The organism is Ruegeria sp. R14_0 (assembly GCF_017743975.1).
Taxonomy (GTDB): Bacteria; Pseudomonadota; Alphaproteobacteria; order Rhodobacterales; family Rhodobacteraceae; genus Ruegeria.
The window spans coordinates 829,952-846,323 of the sequence record NZ_JAGHRC010000001.1 but is presented as its reverse complement, the minus strand read 5'-3'; the positions used below and the strand labels follow the sequence as shown (position 1 = coordinate 846,323).

The 16,372-nt window shown below is 59.0% G+C and carries 13 protein-coding genes; 9 read left to right on the top strand and 4 right to left on the bottom strand.

What is annotated here, in order from left to right; translation table 11 throughout:
- Positions 1-70: 70 nt before the first annotated feature.
- Positions 71-1,492, top strand: a complete 1,422-nt coding sequence (locus J7416_RS04125) for a VWA domain-containing protein (RefSeq protein WP_247744093.1) — start codon at positions 71-73, stop codon at positions 1,490-1,492.
- On the top strand, positions 1,489-2,724 hold the full coding sequence (locus J7416_RS04120) for a BatD family protein (RefSeq protein WP_209223325.1): 1,236 nt from the start codon (positions 1,489-1,491) through the stop codon (positions 2,722-2,724). The genes J7416_RS04125 and J7416_RS04120 overlap by 4 nt, the downstream gene beginning before the upstream one ends.
- On the opposite strand, the gene J7416_RS04115 is transcribed toward J7416_RS04120, so the two are convergent.
- A complete protein-coding gene (locus tag J7416_RS04115; RefSeq protein ID WP_209223323.1) occupies positions 2,715-3,395 on the bottom strand; it encodes a Crp/Fnr family transcriptional regulator in 681 nt (226 codons plus the stop codon). The two genes, J7416_RS04120 and J7416_RS04115, sit on opposite strands and share 10 nt — an antisense overlap.
- A gap of 238 nt (positions 3,396-3,633) precedes the next feature.
- Between J7416_RS04115 and J7416_RS04110 the strand changes: the two genes are divergently transcribed.
- From J7416_RS04110 to cls, 3 genes are all read left to right on the top strand, one after another.
- Complete coding sequence (locus J7416_RS04110; RefSeq protein WP_209223820.1) at positions 3,634-5,205, top strand: arylsulfatase; 1,572 nt, start codon at positions 3,634-3,636, stop codon at positions 5,203-5,205.
- 73 nt (positions 5,206-5,278) lie between these two features.
- Positions 5,279-6,253, top strand: coding sequence for an HAD family hydrolase (locus J7416_RS04105; protein ID WP_209223321.1), 975 nt, complete (start codon positions 5,279-5,281; stop codon positions 6,251-6,253).
- 25 nt (positions 6,254-6,278) lie between these two features.
- Positions 6,279-7,691: a cardiolipin synthase gene (gene cls / locus J7416_RS04100; protein ID WP_209223319.1), complete on the top strand. Its 1,413-nt coding sequence runs from the start codon at positions 6,279-6,281 to the stop codon at positions 7,689-7,691.
- Here the strand turns inward: cls and J7416_RS04095 are convergent.
- Complete coding sequence (locus J7416_RS04095; RefSeq protein ID WP_209223317.1) at positions 7,688-8,122, bottom strand: two pore domain potassium channel family protein; 435 nt, start codon at positions 8,120-8,122, stop codon at positions 7,688-7,690. The two genes, cls and J7416_RS04095, sit on opposite strands and share 4 nt — an antisense overlap.
- A 169-nt stretch (positions 8,123-8,291) precedes the next feature.
- Here J7416_RS04095 and J7416_RS04090 point away from each other — a divergent pair, with 169 nt between their 5' ends.
- The 4 genes from J7416_RS04090 to J7416_RS04075 all read left to right on the top strand — a co-directional run bounded on the left by J7416_RS04090 (position 8,292) and on the right by J7416_RS04075 (position 13,263).
- Entirely contained in the window at positions 8,292-8,939 is a 648-nt protein-coding gene (locus J7416_RS04090; RefSeq protein WP_209223315.1) for an ABC transporter ATP-binding protein, read from the top strand.
- Complete coding sequence (locus J7416_RS04085; RefSeq protein WP_209223313.1) at positions 8,936-11,350, top strand: ABC transporter permease; 2,415 nt, start codon at positions 8,936-8,938, stop codon at positions 11,348-11,350. The genes J7416_RS04090 and J7416_RS04085 overlap by 4 nt, the downstream gene beginning before the upstream one ends.
- On the top strand, positions 11,340-12,380 hold the full coding sequence (locus J7416_RS04080; protein ID WP_209223311.1) for a lipocalin-like domain-containing protein: 1,041 nt from the start codon (positions 11,340-11,342) through the stop codon (positions 12,378-12,380). The genes J7416_RS04085 and J7416_RS04080 overlap by 11 nt, the downstream gene beginning before the upstream one ends.
- Before the next feature lie 67 nt (positions 12,381-12,447).
- Positions 12,448-13,263, top strand: coding sequence for a sugar phosphate isomerase/epimerase family protein (locus J7416_RS04075; RefSeq protein WP_209223309.1), 816 nt, complete (start codon positions 12,448-12,450; stop codon positions 13,261-13,263).
- A gap of 2 nt (positions 13,264-13,265) precedes the next feature.
- Here J7416_RS04075 and J7416_RS04070 read toward each other — a convergent pair whose 3' ends face one another.
- Positions 13,266-13,697, bottom strand: coding sequence for a universal stress protein (locus J7416_RS04070; RefSeq protein WP_209223307.1), 432 nt, complete (start codon positions 13,695-13,697; stop codon positions 13,266-13,268).
- The gene (locus tag J7416_RS04065; protein WP_209223304.1) at positions 13,694-16,306 is read right to left on the bottom strand and encodes a TRAP transporter permease; all 2,613 of its coding nucleotides are present in this window, start codon (positions 16,304-16,306) and stop codon (positions 13,694-13,696) included. Before J7416_RS04065 ends, J7416_RS04070 begins: the two co-directional genes overlap by 4 nt.
- Positions 16,307-16,372: the final 66 nt, after the last annotated feature.

Genomic DNA, 16,372 nt, shown 5'->3' with positions numbered 1-16,372 from the left:
GGCAGATTTCCATTTCCTTCGAGCAGGTTGGCTTCTGCTCCTCATACCAGTTTTTGCCCTTTGGTGGCTGATGCGACCTAAACCAAACGCCCGCACGCAGGCTATGTCCGGCATTGCGCCGCACCTTGCTGCTGCGCTTGAGTTGGGGGCTGACAACGCGAAACGTCTCTGTCCGATTGACGTTGCCATGATTGCTTCGGCTCTGGTCACACTGGCCGCCGCTGGGCCAACGTGGTCGCGAGCACCCAATCCGTTGGTTGCAGACACGGCCCCACTGGTGATCGCTCTGAAAGTGACCGACAGCATGGAAGAGCCTGACTTGGCCCCATCTCGTCTGGATCGCGCCAAGTTCAAAGTCACCGATCTGATCAACGCGCGCGTGGGCGCTCGAACTGCGCTAGTCGCATATGCCGGGACACCCCATCGCGTCGCCCCGCTTACCGAAGACGCCAATATTCTGCGCCCGCTACTGGAAGGCCTCACCCCTGCTGTCATGCCCAAACAAGGCGGCGCCGCAGCGGATGCGCTGACGCTTGCCGAGACGATCCTGAACGATAGCGAAACGCCCGGCGCTGTCCTTTTTGTGCTGGACGACCTCGACCCTTCGCAATTGGCCGGATTCGAGAACGCGACTGTGCCCGTGTTCTTTCTGACCATGCTGCCCAATGGTCAAAACATCGCACAACTCGATGGCTTGAACGGGGCGACAGTGGTTCCGTTCTCAGGCGATGATCGAGATATCAATCGCTTACAGCGTCAAATTCAATCGGCTTACACGGCTGCACTGGATGATGATGACCGCTTGGACTGGCAAGACAAGGGATGGGTGCTGGCCTGGCCAGCCGCTTTTCTGTCCTTGCTTTGGTTTCGCAGAGGTTGGGTAATCCGGTTGATATTGCTGGCCTTCTTCTTTGGGTCCCCGTCAGGCCCGGCTTATGCCGATGGCTGGCGCGACTGGTTTCTGACGCCGGACCAGCAAGGCAAGATCGCGATGAACCAGAAACGCTATGCCGAAGCGGCCGAGTTGTTTCAGGACCCCTATCAGGAAGGTTATGCACGACTAAAGGCCGGGCAGTATCCCGAAGCTGCCGCGATCTTTGCCGAGCTGGACACGCCCGAAGCCGCATTTTCCGAAGGCATGGCGCGCATACGCAACCGCGAATATCGCCCCGCTATCACGGCCTTTGAAACCGCATTGGACCGCCGTCCGGATTGGCCCGAAGCGCAGCATAACCTCGAGGTCTCGAAAGCGATCCTCGACTATGTTGAAACCACGCGCGAACAGTCTGATACCGGCGAGGAAGCCGGGATCGGGGCCGACGACACGGTCTTTGACAACGACGCTGGGCGTGGGGAACAGACGACCATTCAGGCCCCAACGGACGGAGCGCAGGCCATGTCAGCTGACCAATGGATCAGTACGATTGATACCGACATGCAAGACTTTCTGCGCAATCGCTTCCTGTTGGAAAATCAGGAGCAACAGCAATGAGATACCTTGCTCTCCTTATGCTTTTGATCCCGACGCATCTTTGGGCCCAGACCAGCGTCCAGCCACAAGTGACCGCCGAGGCACCCACGGAACCGGTCATGGTGGGGCAGCCTGCAATTGTGCGCATCAAGGTGCTTGTGCCAACCTTCATGCCCTCGCCTCCGGTGTTCCCGTCGCTTGAGCAAGAGAACCTTTTGGTGCGCCTGCCGGAACGTGCTTCGGGACCAGTGAGTGAATCCGTTGATGGTGAAACCTGGTCAGGCGTTCAACGCAGCTATCGCCTCTATCCTCTGCGCGCCGGGGACGTTGCGTTTGGTGCGCAGGACGTCGTGGTCACCTTTGCCGATCCCGAAACGAACGCGCCGGTGCAGGTCAGCGTACCCTTGCCGGACTTGACCCTGAAAACAGTGGTTCCCGAGGGCGCACGCGATCTGGATCCGCTGATCATCGCAACCGGTCTGACCGTCGATCAGCAGATCGACGGGGATACGGATATGGAAAATGGCGGATCGATCACGCGTCGCCTGACCGCCAAGATATCCGGGACGACACCGTTTCTGGTGCCTGAACTGATCCCGGACAACCCGGACCCGCTTTTGCGCGCCTATCCAAAAGAGCCCCGATTTACAGAAAATGAAGACCGGGGCGTTCTCTCGGGTCAACGGGTAGATGAAGTCGTCTATCTGGCGCAGGACGGCGGTCAAACCCAACTGCCGTCGATTACGATCCGCTGGTACAATTTGGGCGGCGATCAGGTCGAGACCATCAACATTGACCCGGTCGACCTGACACTGGCCCGGCCTAAGTGGCAACCGCCAGACACCGAAACGATTCTAAGGTTCGTGGTTTGGTTCGCCGCCTTTTCGCTGTTCATATGGCTTGCCATCCGGTTCCTGCGCCCGCGTGTCGACCGATGGCGCCGACTTCGGCGGGATGCGTTCCTGTCTTCGCCCGACTATGCTTTGGGTGAACTTAAGAAAGCGCTGCAAGATCATGATATCGCAGCAGCTTACGCGGCTTTGGAGATGTGGAAATCTCGCTGCGGCATGGCCAGTCAAACGACCAGTTTGGACCAGCACCTCGCCCAGATCGGCGCCGCCAGATACTCGGCGCATCCCGACACCAGGACCGAGGATTGGGCTGGTGCGCTGTCAGCGCTGGCGTCACTCAAGCAATCCGCGCAAGCGCCAGCGAACCCGCTGCCGCCGCTCAACCCCGGAGCTCAGCACTGACACGAAGCGATCAACTGGCGCCGGTCCTTCAGGCGCACGCGCCCGTATCCAAGTTCGATCAGCCCCGCATCTGCGAGACGATGCAAATTGCGATGTAACGTCGGCTGCGACACGGCCACCATCGCGGCCAGTTCTTCTTGCGAGATTACGATCCACCCATCGGATTTTGCGGTCCCTTCGTCCAAGTGCAAAAGGCGTAGAACAAGACGTTTTTCCGTGCCGGTCACAGCCAGATTGGCCATGATACGCAAAGCAGTTTGCATGTTTTCATGAGACAAGGCGTAGAAATCGCGAATGTAATCGGGATTGTCATCAACCAACCGGTCCAACCGAGGCGACGGGAAAAACAACGTTCGTGTGGTTTGGGTGGCAACGACGCTCACCAGCCTTCTGGCCTCGGCAAATAGGGCCAGATCCCCGATCCAGAACCCGCCACCTTGCCTGTGCACAACGAATTCCTGACCATCATCAGCGGGGGCTGTGATCTGAACTGCGCCTTCCAGAACCGCATAAACCCCGTTGGCCAAGTCGCCATACAGGTACAGCGACTCTTCAGCCTCAAAGGTTCGTTCAATTGCGCAGGCCAGCAGGTCCGACTGAAACCGCGCCCCACGCGCGCCAAACCAGCCAGAGCCCAACAATCGCTTTCGATCATGCGGATTATCAAACATTTGTATTCTTCAATCTAATCATATGATAGGTTTCGAGACATTGTCATAGCCTAAGATAAGGCTATTCGATTCTCGACGTAATGCGAATATTTCCTGCCGGGAATCAATACCTTGTTGGCAGATCTAAAACGATACTGATCGCCTTCAATTACTTTTACTTCAACGGATCATTAAGATCCGGTCAGTTCAGGAGCAAACTATGTCACCACCTCGTTCGATTGCAGAAAGTTGGCGCAGCATGATACGCAAATTCGCTGTAGCTTCGGTCGCTGTTGCACTGGCCCTGCCCGCATGGGCGCAGGATCAAAAGCCCAACATCCTGGTTATCTGGGGTGACGATATCGGTCAGTCCAACATCTCGGCCTACACGATGGGCCTGATGGGCTATCAAACGCCGAACATCGACCGCGTTGCAAAAGAAGGCATGATCTTCACCGATTATTATGGCGAGCAATCCTGCACCGCCGGTCGATCCTCCTACATCATGGGTCAGTCGGTTTACCGTACAGGTTTGTCGAAGGTTGGCTTGCCTGGCGCCGATCTGGGGATGCAGGTCGAAGATCCGACAATCGCGGGCCTGCTGAAAGATCATGGTTATGTGACCGGTCAGTTCGGCAAGAACCACCTTGGCGACAAGGATGAGCATCTGCCGACAAATCACGGGTTTGACGAGTTTTTCGGCAATCTATACCACCTGAACGCCGAGGAAGAGCCCGAGAATGAGGACTATCCCGGTGACATGGTTCTGGCCGATGGCCGGACCTTCCGCGAAGCTTATGGCCCGCGCGGCGTGATCAAATCCAAGGCTGACGGCACCATCGAAGACACCGGCCCGCTGACACGCAAGCGCATGGAAACGGTGGACGAAGAAACCGTCGCGGCTGCGATCGACTTCATCAAGCGCGCGCATGAACAGGGTCAGCCCTTCTATGTCTGGTGGAACGGAACGCGCATGCACTTCCGTACCCATGTCAAAGATGAGATGCGCCAACAGGCCAACGAGATCATAGGTGGCGTTGCCGACGAGTACACCGCTGGCATGATCGAGCATGACATGCATGTCGGACAACTGCTTGATCTGCTGGATGAACTTGGCATTGCCGACAACACCATCGTTCACTACTCGACCGATAACGGCCCGCACATGAACACATGGCCGGATGCTGCGGCAACGCCGTTCTGGGGCGAAAAGAACACCAACTGGGAAGGCGGCTGGCGCGTTCCGTCGATGGTCCGCTGGCCCGGCCAGATCGAGGCCGGATCGGTCACCAACGAGATCGTGCACCACATGGACTGGTTGCCGACCTATCTGGCGGTTGCGGGTGATCCCGACATCAAGGAAAAGCTGAAAGCGGGCTATAGCTCGTCAGGCATGGGCCGCGACTATAAGGTGCATCTGGATGGCTACAACATCCTGCCCCTGTTGACCGGTGAAACCACGGAAAGCCCACGTTCCGAGATCTTCTATTTCTCGGATGACGGCGACCTGACGGCGCTGCGCTATGACGACTGGAAGCTCATCTTCCTGGAGCAGAAAGCCTGGGCAACTCTGCGTGCTTGGATCGAACCCTGGACCGAACTGCGCATCCCGCTGATCGTGAACCTGCGTCGTGATCCGTATGAGCGCGCCTATCGCACCTCCAACACCTATTATGACTGGCTGTTGGATCGGGCGTATTTCCTGGTTCCCGCGCAGCAATATGTGGGTAACTTCCTGGCGACCTTCCAGGAATTCCCACCGCGCCAGAAAGCGGCAAGCTTCAACCTGGATCAGGTTATGGAGAAACTGACGACACCGACAAACAACTAAGTCGCGTGTAAGTCAAAACCGGGCCGCCACTTCAATGGCGGCCCTTTTTATCTTGAAATTGAATGAGAAATTCATGCGACACCTAGTTCTCAGCGCACTGCTGATCTGCGCCCCGCTATCCCTGCTTGCCGATCCCCTGCCCAGTTGGAACGACACCGACAGCAAAGACAGGATCATCGACTTTGTCGCCGCCGTCACAGACCCTGAACGTCCTGAATATGTAACGCCTGCCGAACGGATCGCCGTTTTCGACAATGACGGCACGCTCTGGGCCGAACAGCCTGTTTATTTCCAACTGTTTTTTGCCATGGACCGGCTGGCTGAATTGGCCGCAGACGATCCTTCGATCCTGACCTCCCCGACATTGCAGGCCGCAGCCGAGGGTGACCTGAACACCGTATTGCAAGGCGGCCATGATGCCCTGATCGAAGTTGTAAATGCCTCGCATTCGGGCGTTTCGGTCGACGCGTTTCAGGACGCAGTCGCCGAATGGCTTGAGACTGCCCGCCACCCCGAAACCGATATGCCCTATGATCAGATGACCTATCAGCCGATGGTCGAGCTGCTGCGCTATCTGCGGGACGAAGGGTTCAAGACATACATCGTCTCGGGAGGTGGTTTGCACTTCATGCGCGTCTTCGCCGAAGAGGCCTATGGCATCCCGCCCGAGCAGGTTCTGGGCACATACACCGGCACCGCCTATGCCAGCACCGACGGCACTCCGGTCATCACCAAAACCCCTGACATCGCCTTTGTCGACGACAAAGAGGGTAAGCCGATCAATATCGAACGCACCATCGGAAGGCGCCCGATCCTGGCAGGTGGCAACTCGGACGGTGACTTTGCTATGATGGAATGGACCACGGCGGGCGATGGGCCACGGCTGGGCGTTCTGGTGCACCATACGGATGCCGAGCGTGAATGGGCCTATGACCGCGAAAGCCCGATTGGCAATCTGGTCGATGGATTGGACAAGGGTCCTGAAATGGGTTGGGTGATCGTAGATATGGCGCAAGACTGGTCTCGCATCTACACTAGGTCGAATTAAACCGCCTTCGGAGCCCGATAACCCCATGTGGACATTGCTTGTTTCCGTATTTGTATTTGCACTTTATGCAACGGCAATTGTCTTCGCGGTGCGCGCGGCGCAAACCGCGCGAACCCCTCAGGGTGCCGTCGGTTGGGTGGTTTTTCTGATCGCCGCCCCCATGTTCGGTGTGCCGCTATACCTGTTTCTGGGGCACCACCGGTTTCGCGGCTACCGGATCGCTCGGAAGGAAAGTCAGCGTGTGGTCGAAGGGATCAAGACCTTCGCCGACTACTCAAAACCCAACGCAGACAAGATGCTGATCAACCCGCGCCCCTTCGAGGCGCTGGCACACATGCCCGTCTCGCGCGGGAACGGGGCCGAGTTGCTGGTTGATGGGCAGGCCACATTCGACGCCATTTTCGAGGCCATCGACGCGGCACAGGTTTACGTTCTGATTCAGTTCTACATCGTGCGGGACGACGCACTGGGTCAGCGACTTAAGGACAAACTGATCGCAGCCGCGAAACGCGGCGTCAGCGTCCGCTTCATGATGGACGCGGTAGGCAGCTATGCCCTGAACACCGACTATATCCAGGACATGCGGGACGCCGGTATCGCGGTCGTTGACCCCAGTGAACAGCGCGGGCCGAAGTTCCGGTTTCAGCTGAACTACCGCAACCACCGCAAGACGGTCATCATTGACGGTGAGACGGGCTTTATCGGCGGGCATAACGTGGGGGTCGAGTATTTGGGCCAAGACCCACACTTCGGTCGCTGGCGTGATACCCATATCAAGATGACGGGCCATATCGTCCGGCAGTTGCAGCTTATTTTCATCGAGGATTGGCACTGGGCGCATGAAGAGGATTTGATCGACCAGTTGGACTGGGCTGGCACAGTTTCAGATCAGGACATGAACGCATTGCTGGTGGCGACCGGACCGGGGGACGAGACCGAAACCGGCGCGATGATGTTCTTTGCTGCGATCACTGAAGCGCAGCACAGGATCTGGATCGCATCGCCCTATTTCGTCCCCGATATCGACATCATGACGGCCCTGAAACACGCCGCCTTGCGCGGTGTCGATGTGCGTATCCTTGTGCCTGACACCATCGACCACCGCCTGCCGTGGCTTGCCGCTTTTGCCTATTTTGACGAGATCCGCGCCTGTGGCGCGCAGGTCTTGCGCTATACTGACGGTTTCCTGCACCAGAAGGTGTTTCTGGTTGATGACGCACTGGCGGCTGTCGGGACCACCAATCTGGACAATCGGTCTTTTCGTTTGAATTTCGAGGCGATGGCGCTGTTCTTTGATGCGCGGGCCGCCGCTGCCGTGGCCGAGATGCTGGAGGACGACTTTGAGAACAGCTATACGCTGTCCCGCACACTCGGGCAGCAACCGGTCCACATACGCCTCGGCGCACCATTGGCACGCCTGTTTGCGCCGATCCTTTAGGACATGAACCGTTCCTGAAACACGCGGGTCATCAGGGCGACCATATAGGCGGTGGACAGTCCAAACGCCAACAGGCCCGTGACCGCGGCGAATGTGCCGAATATCCGCAGGTCCTCGCCCAGCACGATGTCGCCGTAACCGAGCGTTGTGAACGACACCAATGAGAAATACAGTGCCGTGTTCCAATCCGGCAGCACGTCGTTCGTGACCCAAACAATTGCCCAGATCCAGACCTGAATGGTGTGGGTCAAAACGATAAATGCCAGCGCGGTTGCGATCGGGCCCGCTGTCACCAGGATGACGCCTTTATTCTCCCAGCGTGCGATCAGCTTGTTTGTCATAACGGTGCATAAGGTCAGCAGGATGATCTCGACCAGAAAGCACAGCCCTAGAAACATGCTGCCCCAAAGGATTTGCTGCGACAAGGTCATGTTTTTGCATCCTGATTTCTGCTGACGACAAACAATGCCACAATGACCCGCGCGGGCCTGTGACACAACCCGCCCAATCCGGGCAGAGTGCGGCGAAAGGAACCGATCCTGTGCTACCTCTGGACAGTCGGCGAAACTGTTGCAAATCCTACTGAAAATGGGGACAAACATGCTTCTGACATTTGACAGGGTTCAGAAATCCTATCCCGGCGGACGCCCGGTACTGCGCGACGTGTCACTGACGTTGGAGCGCGGACAAACTCTGGCCCTGACCGGCGAAAGTGGCAGCGGCAAAAGCACACTGCTGAACCTGGCTGCGGCCCTCGACACCGTGGATGGCGGAGAAATCACTCTGGATGGCACAGCCCTGTCGCAATTGGATGATCCGGGACGCGCCGCCCTGCGCCGAAATGCGCTGTCTCTGGTGTTTCAACAGTTCAACCTGATCCCGTCATTGACCGTCGATCAGAACCTGTCCTTTCATGCCCGGCTTGCGGGGTTCCACGACCCCGAGTGGTGCGCGCATCTGGCCCAACGGCTGGGTCTGTCCGACTTGCTGCAACGCTACCCCGAGAACCTCTCGGGTGGTCAGCAGCAGCGTGTCGCCATCGGTCGCGCGATGGCCGCCCGACCGAAACTGTTGCTGGCGGATGAGCCAACGGGGAACCTGGATGAGACCGCTAGCGCAACGGTGCTGGATCTGATGCTGTCTTTGGTCGCGGACACTGGCGCCGCTTTGCTGTTGGTCACGCATTCCACCGAGATTGCGGCGCGTCTGGATCGCCGCGTGCACCTCTCGGGTGGGCATATCGCATGACACTGGCCGTCATTCAGGCGCTGGCGTCGCATTGGCGGGCGCATCGGCTGCAACTGGCGACCCTGTTGATCGGTCTTGCCTTGGCGACCGGTCTTTGGTCGGCGGTGCAGGCCATCAACGCCGAGGCGCGCGCAAGCTACGGGCGCGCTGCCGATCAGCTGGCTCTGGGTCAGTATGACGAGTTGCACAACCCAAGCGGTGCAATTCCCCTGTCGCAGTACATCGCGTTGCGGCGGGCGGGCTGGCAGGTTGCGGCCGTGCTCGAAGGTCCTTTGCGGATCAATGGTCGAACCCTGCGGCTTTTGGGCGTCGACTTTGTCGCCTACCCGGCTCTGCCTGCTGTTACCGAGGTCGAACAAAGCGAGACGCCGCCTGATCCTGCTGATCTGCTGACCGCACCGGGCCGATTGTTGACCACGCCTGAGGTGCAGCCGCTGTTGTCCGGGCAACCAGGCCTGCCACCGGTGCTGACGAGCACAGCGCTGCCGCCCGATCTGATCCTCACGGATATTGGCGTCGCAGAGGTTCTGCTGGACCGGCGCGGAGAGATCTCGCGCCTGATCATTTTGCCAGGACAACCGGGCTCTGTCCCGCCACTGTCAGAAATCGCACCGGACCTGCAGCGCATCGCGGCGGCATCACAGCTGGATACAGCACAGCTGACAGACAGTTTTCACCTCAACCTGTCCGCCTTTGGCTTGCTGTCCTTTGCTGTTGGGCTGTTCATCGTGCACGGCACCGTCGGGCTGGCGTTTGCCCAACGACGGGGGATGATCCGCACCTTGCGCGCGTTGGGTGTCTCGATGCGGCGTCTGGTCTGGCTGATCATGGCCGAACTTTCGATCCTTGCCGTCATAGGCGGGGTATTGGGTCTGGTGCTGGGGTTCTTTCTGGCCGGCGCGTTGCTGCCGGATGTCGCGGCGACGCTGCGCGGGCTCTATGGCGCGCCGGTCAGCGGGCAGATTACCCTGCAACTGCAATGGATACTGGCCGGGCTCGCCATGGCCTTGGGCGGCACCTTTCTGGCCAGCGGGCATGCCTTGTACCGACTGTCCCGGATGCCGATCCTCAGCGGAGCGGGGTTGCAGGCCTGGCGCAGCGCGGCCTCGGGCAACTGGCTTGTCGCGCTTGCAGGCGTAGCTGCCATTGCAATCGGCGTTTTGGCCCTGCTGCTGGTCGGAGGGTTGGTTGCAGGTCTCATCATGGTCGGTGGGCTGCTGGTCGGGGCCGCGCTGGTGCTTCCCTACTTGTTGTCGCGTGTCCTGATCCTGATGCAACGCATCGCAAAGGGACCCGTTGCGCAATGGGTCTGGTCGGACATGCGCGCGCAATTACCCGGACTGTCACTGGCCTTGATGGCCTTGCTGCTGGCTCTGGCCGCAAATATTGGCGTGGGCACAATGGTTTCCAGCTTTCGGCTGACCTTTACCGGTTGGCTGGATCAACGCCTGACATCCGAGGTCTATGTGACCGCAGCCGATGACCAGCAGGGACTGGAGATCGCGGATTGGTTGGCCCCGCAGGTGAACGCCGTCCTGCCGATCCGCAGTGTCGAGCTGGCGCATCCGTCCGGACCGCTGTTCCTCTATGGCATTATCGACGATGAGACCTATCGCGAGAAATGGCCGCTGATCGCCTCACTGGACGGCGTTTGGGATCAAGTCCTTGACGGGTCTGCCGTGTTGATCAACGAACAGCTCGCACGGCGCGAGAACCTGTGGCCCGGCGATAGCGTTGCACTGACCCCTTTAGTCACATTGCCCATCGCCGGGGTCTACTCCGACTATGGCAACCCGACGGGTCAGGCCATCGTGTCGATGCCGCAGCTGGACGCGATCGCTCCGGGTGCTGAAACGCGGCGGTTTGGCATCCGCATGAACCCGGACCGCGCTACCGAAATGACACAGAGGTTGCGTGAGAAATTCGACCTGCCGCCGCGCGCCGTAATCCAACAGGCAGCGCTCAAGGCGCAGTCGATGGCCGTGTTCGAAAAGACATTCGTAGTAACTTCGGCTCTGAATATCCTGACGCTAGGTGTCGCGGGTTTTGCCATTCTGACCAGCCTTCTGACCCTGTGGACCCAGCGCCTGCCGCAAATCGCGCCTGTCTGGGCGCTGGGGCTCACGCGTGCCGAATTGGCCCGGCTTGAGCTGTTGCGCAGCGTTCTGCTGGCAGCATTGACCGCTGTTTTGGCATTGCCGCTGGGTCTGGCACTGGCCTGGACCCTGTTGGCCGTCATCAATGTCGAGGCCTTCGGCTGGCGCCTGCCCATGTTCCTGTTTCCAGTCGATTGGATCTATCTTTTGGGCCTGACCCTGCTGGCCGCAGCCGTCGCTGCCGCCCTACCCGCCGCCCGACTGCTGCGCCTGCCGCCTGCGGATTTATTAAGAGTTTTTGCCAATGAACGTTAAAACGTGGATTCTCATCCTTATCCTGGCCTTGCCCGGATTTGTGCGCGCCCAAGGGTACGCTGGTCTGGGCGGCTCTGCCGAAGGGTTCGCTGTACCGCAGGCCGGGTACCAGTTTCAGTTCCCACAGGATCACGGCCCTCACCCCGCCTATCGGATTGAGTGGTGGTACCTGACCGCAAACCTCAAAGGCGAGGACGGGCGCGATTATGGAATCCAATGGACTTTGTTCCGGTCAGCCCTCAAGCCCGAGGAAACAGGCGGCTGGCAAAGCCCGCAGATCTGGATGGGCCATGCGGCAGTAACGACGCCCGACAAGCACTATTTTGCAGAACGTCTCTCGCGCGGTGGGATCGGTCAGGCCGGAGTGACGGCTGCGCCTTTTGAAGCATGGATTGACGAATGGCACATGCGCGGCCCGGACCCGAACAACGTCAGCCTGTCCGCAAATGGGGCTGATTTTGGCTATGACCTCAAGCTCGACACCCAGGGGCCGCTGGTGTTTCACGGTCAGCATGGGTACTCGGTCAAATCCGCAGACGGTCAGGCCAGCTATTACTATTCCCAGCCGTTCTATCAAGTCGAAGGCGTGTTGCACCTGCCCGATGGCAAGGTCGAAGTCACCGGGCAAGGATGGTTGGACCGCGAATGGTCCTCGCAACCCCTGGCCGCAGATCAAAGCGGGTGGGACTGGTTCTCGCTCAGCTTCGATGACGGCGACAAGATGATGGCATTTCGCCTGCGCGGCGACCGCGGAGACTTTACAGCAGCCACATGGATTGCCGCCGATGGCACGACAACAATGATCCCTGACGGTTCGGTCGCGTTCGAGCCACTTGCATCCGCCCCGGTCGCGGGCCGCGATGTCCCCGTTCAGTGGCGCGTCACCCTGCCCGACCGCAATCTGGACGTCGAAGTCTCGGCACTGGTGCCCGACGCGTGGATGGCGACCCGGTTCGAATACTGGGAAGGTCCGGTGCAGATCAGCGGCAGCCATTCAGGTCGCGGATACCTTGAAATGACCGGTTACTGATCCCCTGTCGCCCTTCTGTCACACGTCCATTCTATCAAGGCGGCGACAAGCGAAGGACGATGATTTAATGACTAAATTGAAAGTAGGCGCTGCATTGATGGTCGCCGATCTGGCAGCGCATCGCGACTGGTTGATCGACGGGCAGCGCGATCTGGAGATTCAAGATTTTCTGCTCCCCGATACCCTCGGAGATGCGGCCGAACCTCTGATAGAAGAGGCGAAATCCGCCCTCAAAGGCCATGCCGGGCGGCTTGGCATCCACGGGCCGTTTTACGACCTTCCGCTGGATTGCCGTGACCCAGATATCCGGGCCGTCATCCAGAAGCGGCTCAGCCAAGGTCTGGACGTTGCGGCATCTTTGGGTGCAACGCAGATGGTGATGCACTCGCCTTACACCACATGGGACCACAACAACCTGAACATGACCCGCAACGCTCGGCAAAGCCAAATGTCACGGGTGCATGACACTTTGCGCCCGATTGTCGAGCGCGCCCAGACGCACGGCGTCGAATTGGTGATCGAGAACATCGAAGACATTGACCCGACCTATCGCGTGGATTTGGCGGAAAGTTTCGGTTCGAAATACGTGCGCGTTTCGCTGGATACCGGTCACGCGCACTATGCCCATGGCTCAAACGGCGCGCCGCCGGTTGACTACTTTGTCCGGGCCGCTGGCGATAAACTTGCCCATGTGCATCTGCAGGACGCGGACGGGTATGCCGACCGCCATTGGCGCCCCGGTCAGGGCAGTGTCAACTGGCAGTCGGTTTTTGAGGCGCTGGTCGAATGCGCGCCACAAGCGCGACTGGTGCTGGAATTGCGCGACAGTAAAGACGTTCTGCCGGGCTTTGAGCACCTGTGCGCACTTGGGCTGGCCGAATAGCCCTAGCGCACCACGTAGACCGAGACACTGGAATGCCGCACGACACGCGCGGCATTCGGGCCCAGCAGGTAATCCTTGAAGTCGGGCTTGTGCGCCCCGATCACGATCAGATCACTACCGGCACTTTCTGCGGTTTTCAGGATCTCCTGATAAGCGGTGCCCGTGGCGACCACGTGGCGGATCTTTTCGTTCCGGTCTGCTCCAACGGCTGCGACACACATCTCGGCCAGTTTGGTATGCGCCTCCTCCAGCGCTTTGTCGTGGAAGTCGCTTTCGAAAAAGCCGGACACCCAGCTTTCTCCGAAGTCCGGAAGGACGGTGACCACGTCCAGCTGTGCGTTCTCCTGATCGGCCAGCGCAGCCGCTTTTTTCAGAACCGGCGCGTCAAGATCGCCATTGCTGATGTCGACGGCACAAAGAACAGCATTTGTCATGCGGGCACCTCTTCTTTTCTGGCGGCACGGCTGCGTTGCAGGAAGGCGATCAGACCCAGCAACAACATTGCCGGAATGTAGATCAGCTGTTTCGGCGGTTGGCTGGACGGCAGGCTGACCGAGGTCAGGCGTACGGCCTCATCCCCGTAGTAGTCAAAGATATCCAGATCGTCGGCAACCGGGGATCCAAACATCGGCTCTTCAAGTTTGACCAACCCATCCTCTTCGAGCAGCAGCAGGCCCATCGCATCAACGCGCGCTTGGCCCCCTTCTTCGCTGCCAACAGGCACGACCACAGTCGTGTCCGTCATCTCAAGCGTGTCAAAGTCCGGCCCGCTGATCACCATCCGCACTTCGGTGCCCGGTGGTGTTTGCCCTATCGTCTCGACAAAGGCAGACGGCTCGACCGAGGTGAAGGGTGGTGAGATGCGGTCCATGAAGAAATCAGGCCTGAACAGCGCGAAGGCCACAAAGATCAGCGCGAAGCTTTCGTAGATGCGGCTGTGGGTCAGGAAGTAACCCATGGTGCCTGCGGTAAAGACTAGGATCGCAATGGTGGCAAATATCGCCACTATGATCCCTTCGACCCAGGTCACATCAATCAGCAGCAGGTCAGTGTTAAAGATGAACACGAATGGCAGGGCAACGGTGCGCAGCGAATAGAAGAAGGCGGTAAAGCCCGTCTTGATCGCGTCTCCGCCCGACACGGCGGCGGCTGCAAAGCTTGCCAGACCAACCGGAGGTGTCACGTCCGCCATGATCCCGAAGTAGAACACGAACAGGTGCACCGCGATCAGCGGCACGATCAACCCGCTCTGCGCGCCCAGTTCGACGACCACTCCAGCCATCAGCGAGCTGACCACAATGTAATTCGCGGTGGTCGGCAGACCCATCCCGAGGATCAGGCTGAGCAGGCCCACCATCACCAGCATGAGGATCAGGTTGCCGCCCGACAGGAACTCGACCAGATCGGCCATCACCTGCCCGACACCCGTCAGCGTCACGGTGCCGACAATCACGCCCGCAGTCGCGGTCGCCAAGGCGATCCCAATCATGTTGCGCGCGCCGTCTATCAGGCCCTGCCACAGATCGGCGACACCGTCGATGAAGGTGTTGTAGACGTTGCTTTGTCCGCGGAAGATCGCCTTGAGCGGTTTCTGCGTCAGCAGGATCACAAACAGCAACGACGTCGCCCAGAACGCGGACAGACCCGGCGATTTCTGTTCGATCATCAGGAAATAGACCAGCACGATGATCGGCAACAGATAATGCAGACCGGCTTTGTAAATGTCTGCAATGACTGGCAGGGTGACTTCCTTGGCGTTCGGATCGTCCGGCTCAAGGTCTGGCACTGTAGCGGCCAGCTTCAGCAGCACCACGTAGACCGCACAGACGATCAGGCTGAGGACCAAACCGGCCATGGACGGCACCCAATTGGTCACCGCCTCGACCGGGAATTGCGAGCCGTAGCAGAGGCCAGCGAATACCAGGAAGAAGGACAGCATCCCAACAACAGTCCGCGCCAGATGCACGTCGCGGTCGCCCAGCGTGGGCATGTTCCGCTTCACCGCTTCAAGGTGCACGATATAGACCAGCGCGATGTAGGAAATCGCCGCGGGCAGGAAGGCGTGGGTGATCACCTCGACATAGGAAATGCCGACATATTCCACCATCAGGAAGGCCGCAGCCCCCATCACCGGCGGCATGATCTGGCCATTCACAGACGACGCCACCTCGACCGAGCCCGCCTGTTCACTGCTGAACCCAACGCGCTTCATCAGCGGGATGGTGAAGGTACCGGTGGTGACAACGTTGGCGATGGACGAACCCGAGATCAGACCGGTTGCTGCCGAGCCCACAACCGCCGCTTTGGCCGGACCACCGCGCAGGTGACCCAAGGCACCAAAGGCCATTTTGATAAAGTAGTTCCCTGCCCCGGCCTTATCGAGCAGAGCGCCGAACAGCACGAACAGGAACACGAATTTCGTAGATACACCAAGCGCGATGCCGAACACGCCCTCGGAGGTGATCCACATGTGGCTCATCGCCTTTTTCAGGCTTGCGCCTTTCCAGCGAATTACTTCGGGCACCCAATCGGATGAGCCGAAGAAAACATAAGCCAGGAAGATCGTCGCAATAATCGCCATTGCCGGGCCAAGCGCGCGCCGCGCGGCCTCGAACAACAGCAGCAGGCCGACCAACGCGACCCATTTGTCTGTGTCATCCGCAAGACCACCCGCATCGACGATCTTTTGGTAGAAGAAATAACCGTACAGCGCGACAAACGCACCAAGCAGGCCCATGATCCAATCCTGAATCGGGATGTGATCACGCGGGCTGGACTTCAGCGCAGGATAGGCCGCAAAGGCCAAAAACATCGCAAAGGCCAGATGAAACTGCCGTGCATTGTTCACGATGCTGCCGGGCAGCACGTAATTCGCAAGGGGTGAGGCCAACACGACCTGAAAGATCGACCAGATCGCAGCAACGACGGCCAAAAATACACCGACATTACCGACCGGATTGCGCCCACCCGCATCGGACGAGGCTACAAGATCCTGCAGCTCTTCTTCGGATAGCGGACGATTGGATTGTGTGTCGGAACTCATGAAATGTCTCCCCGTCGCGGCCGTTTCGACCTTCTAGTTCACCCGATTTGTTCGGGCTTGGGTAGC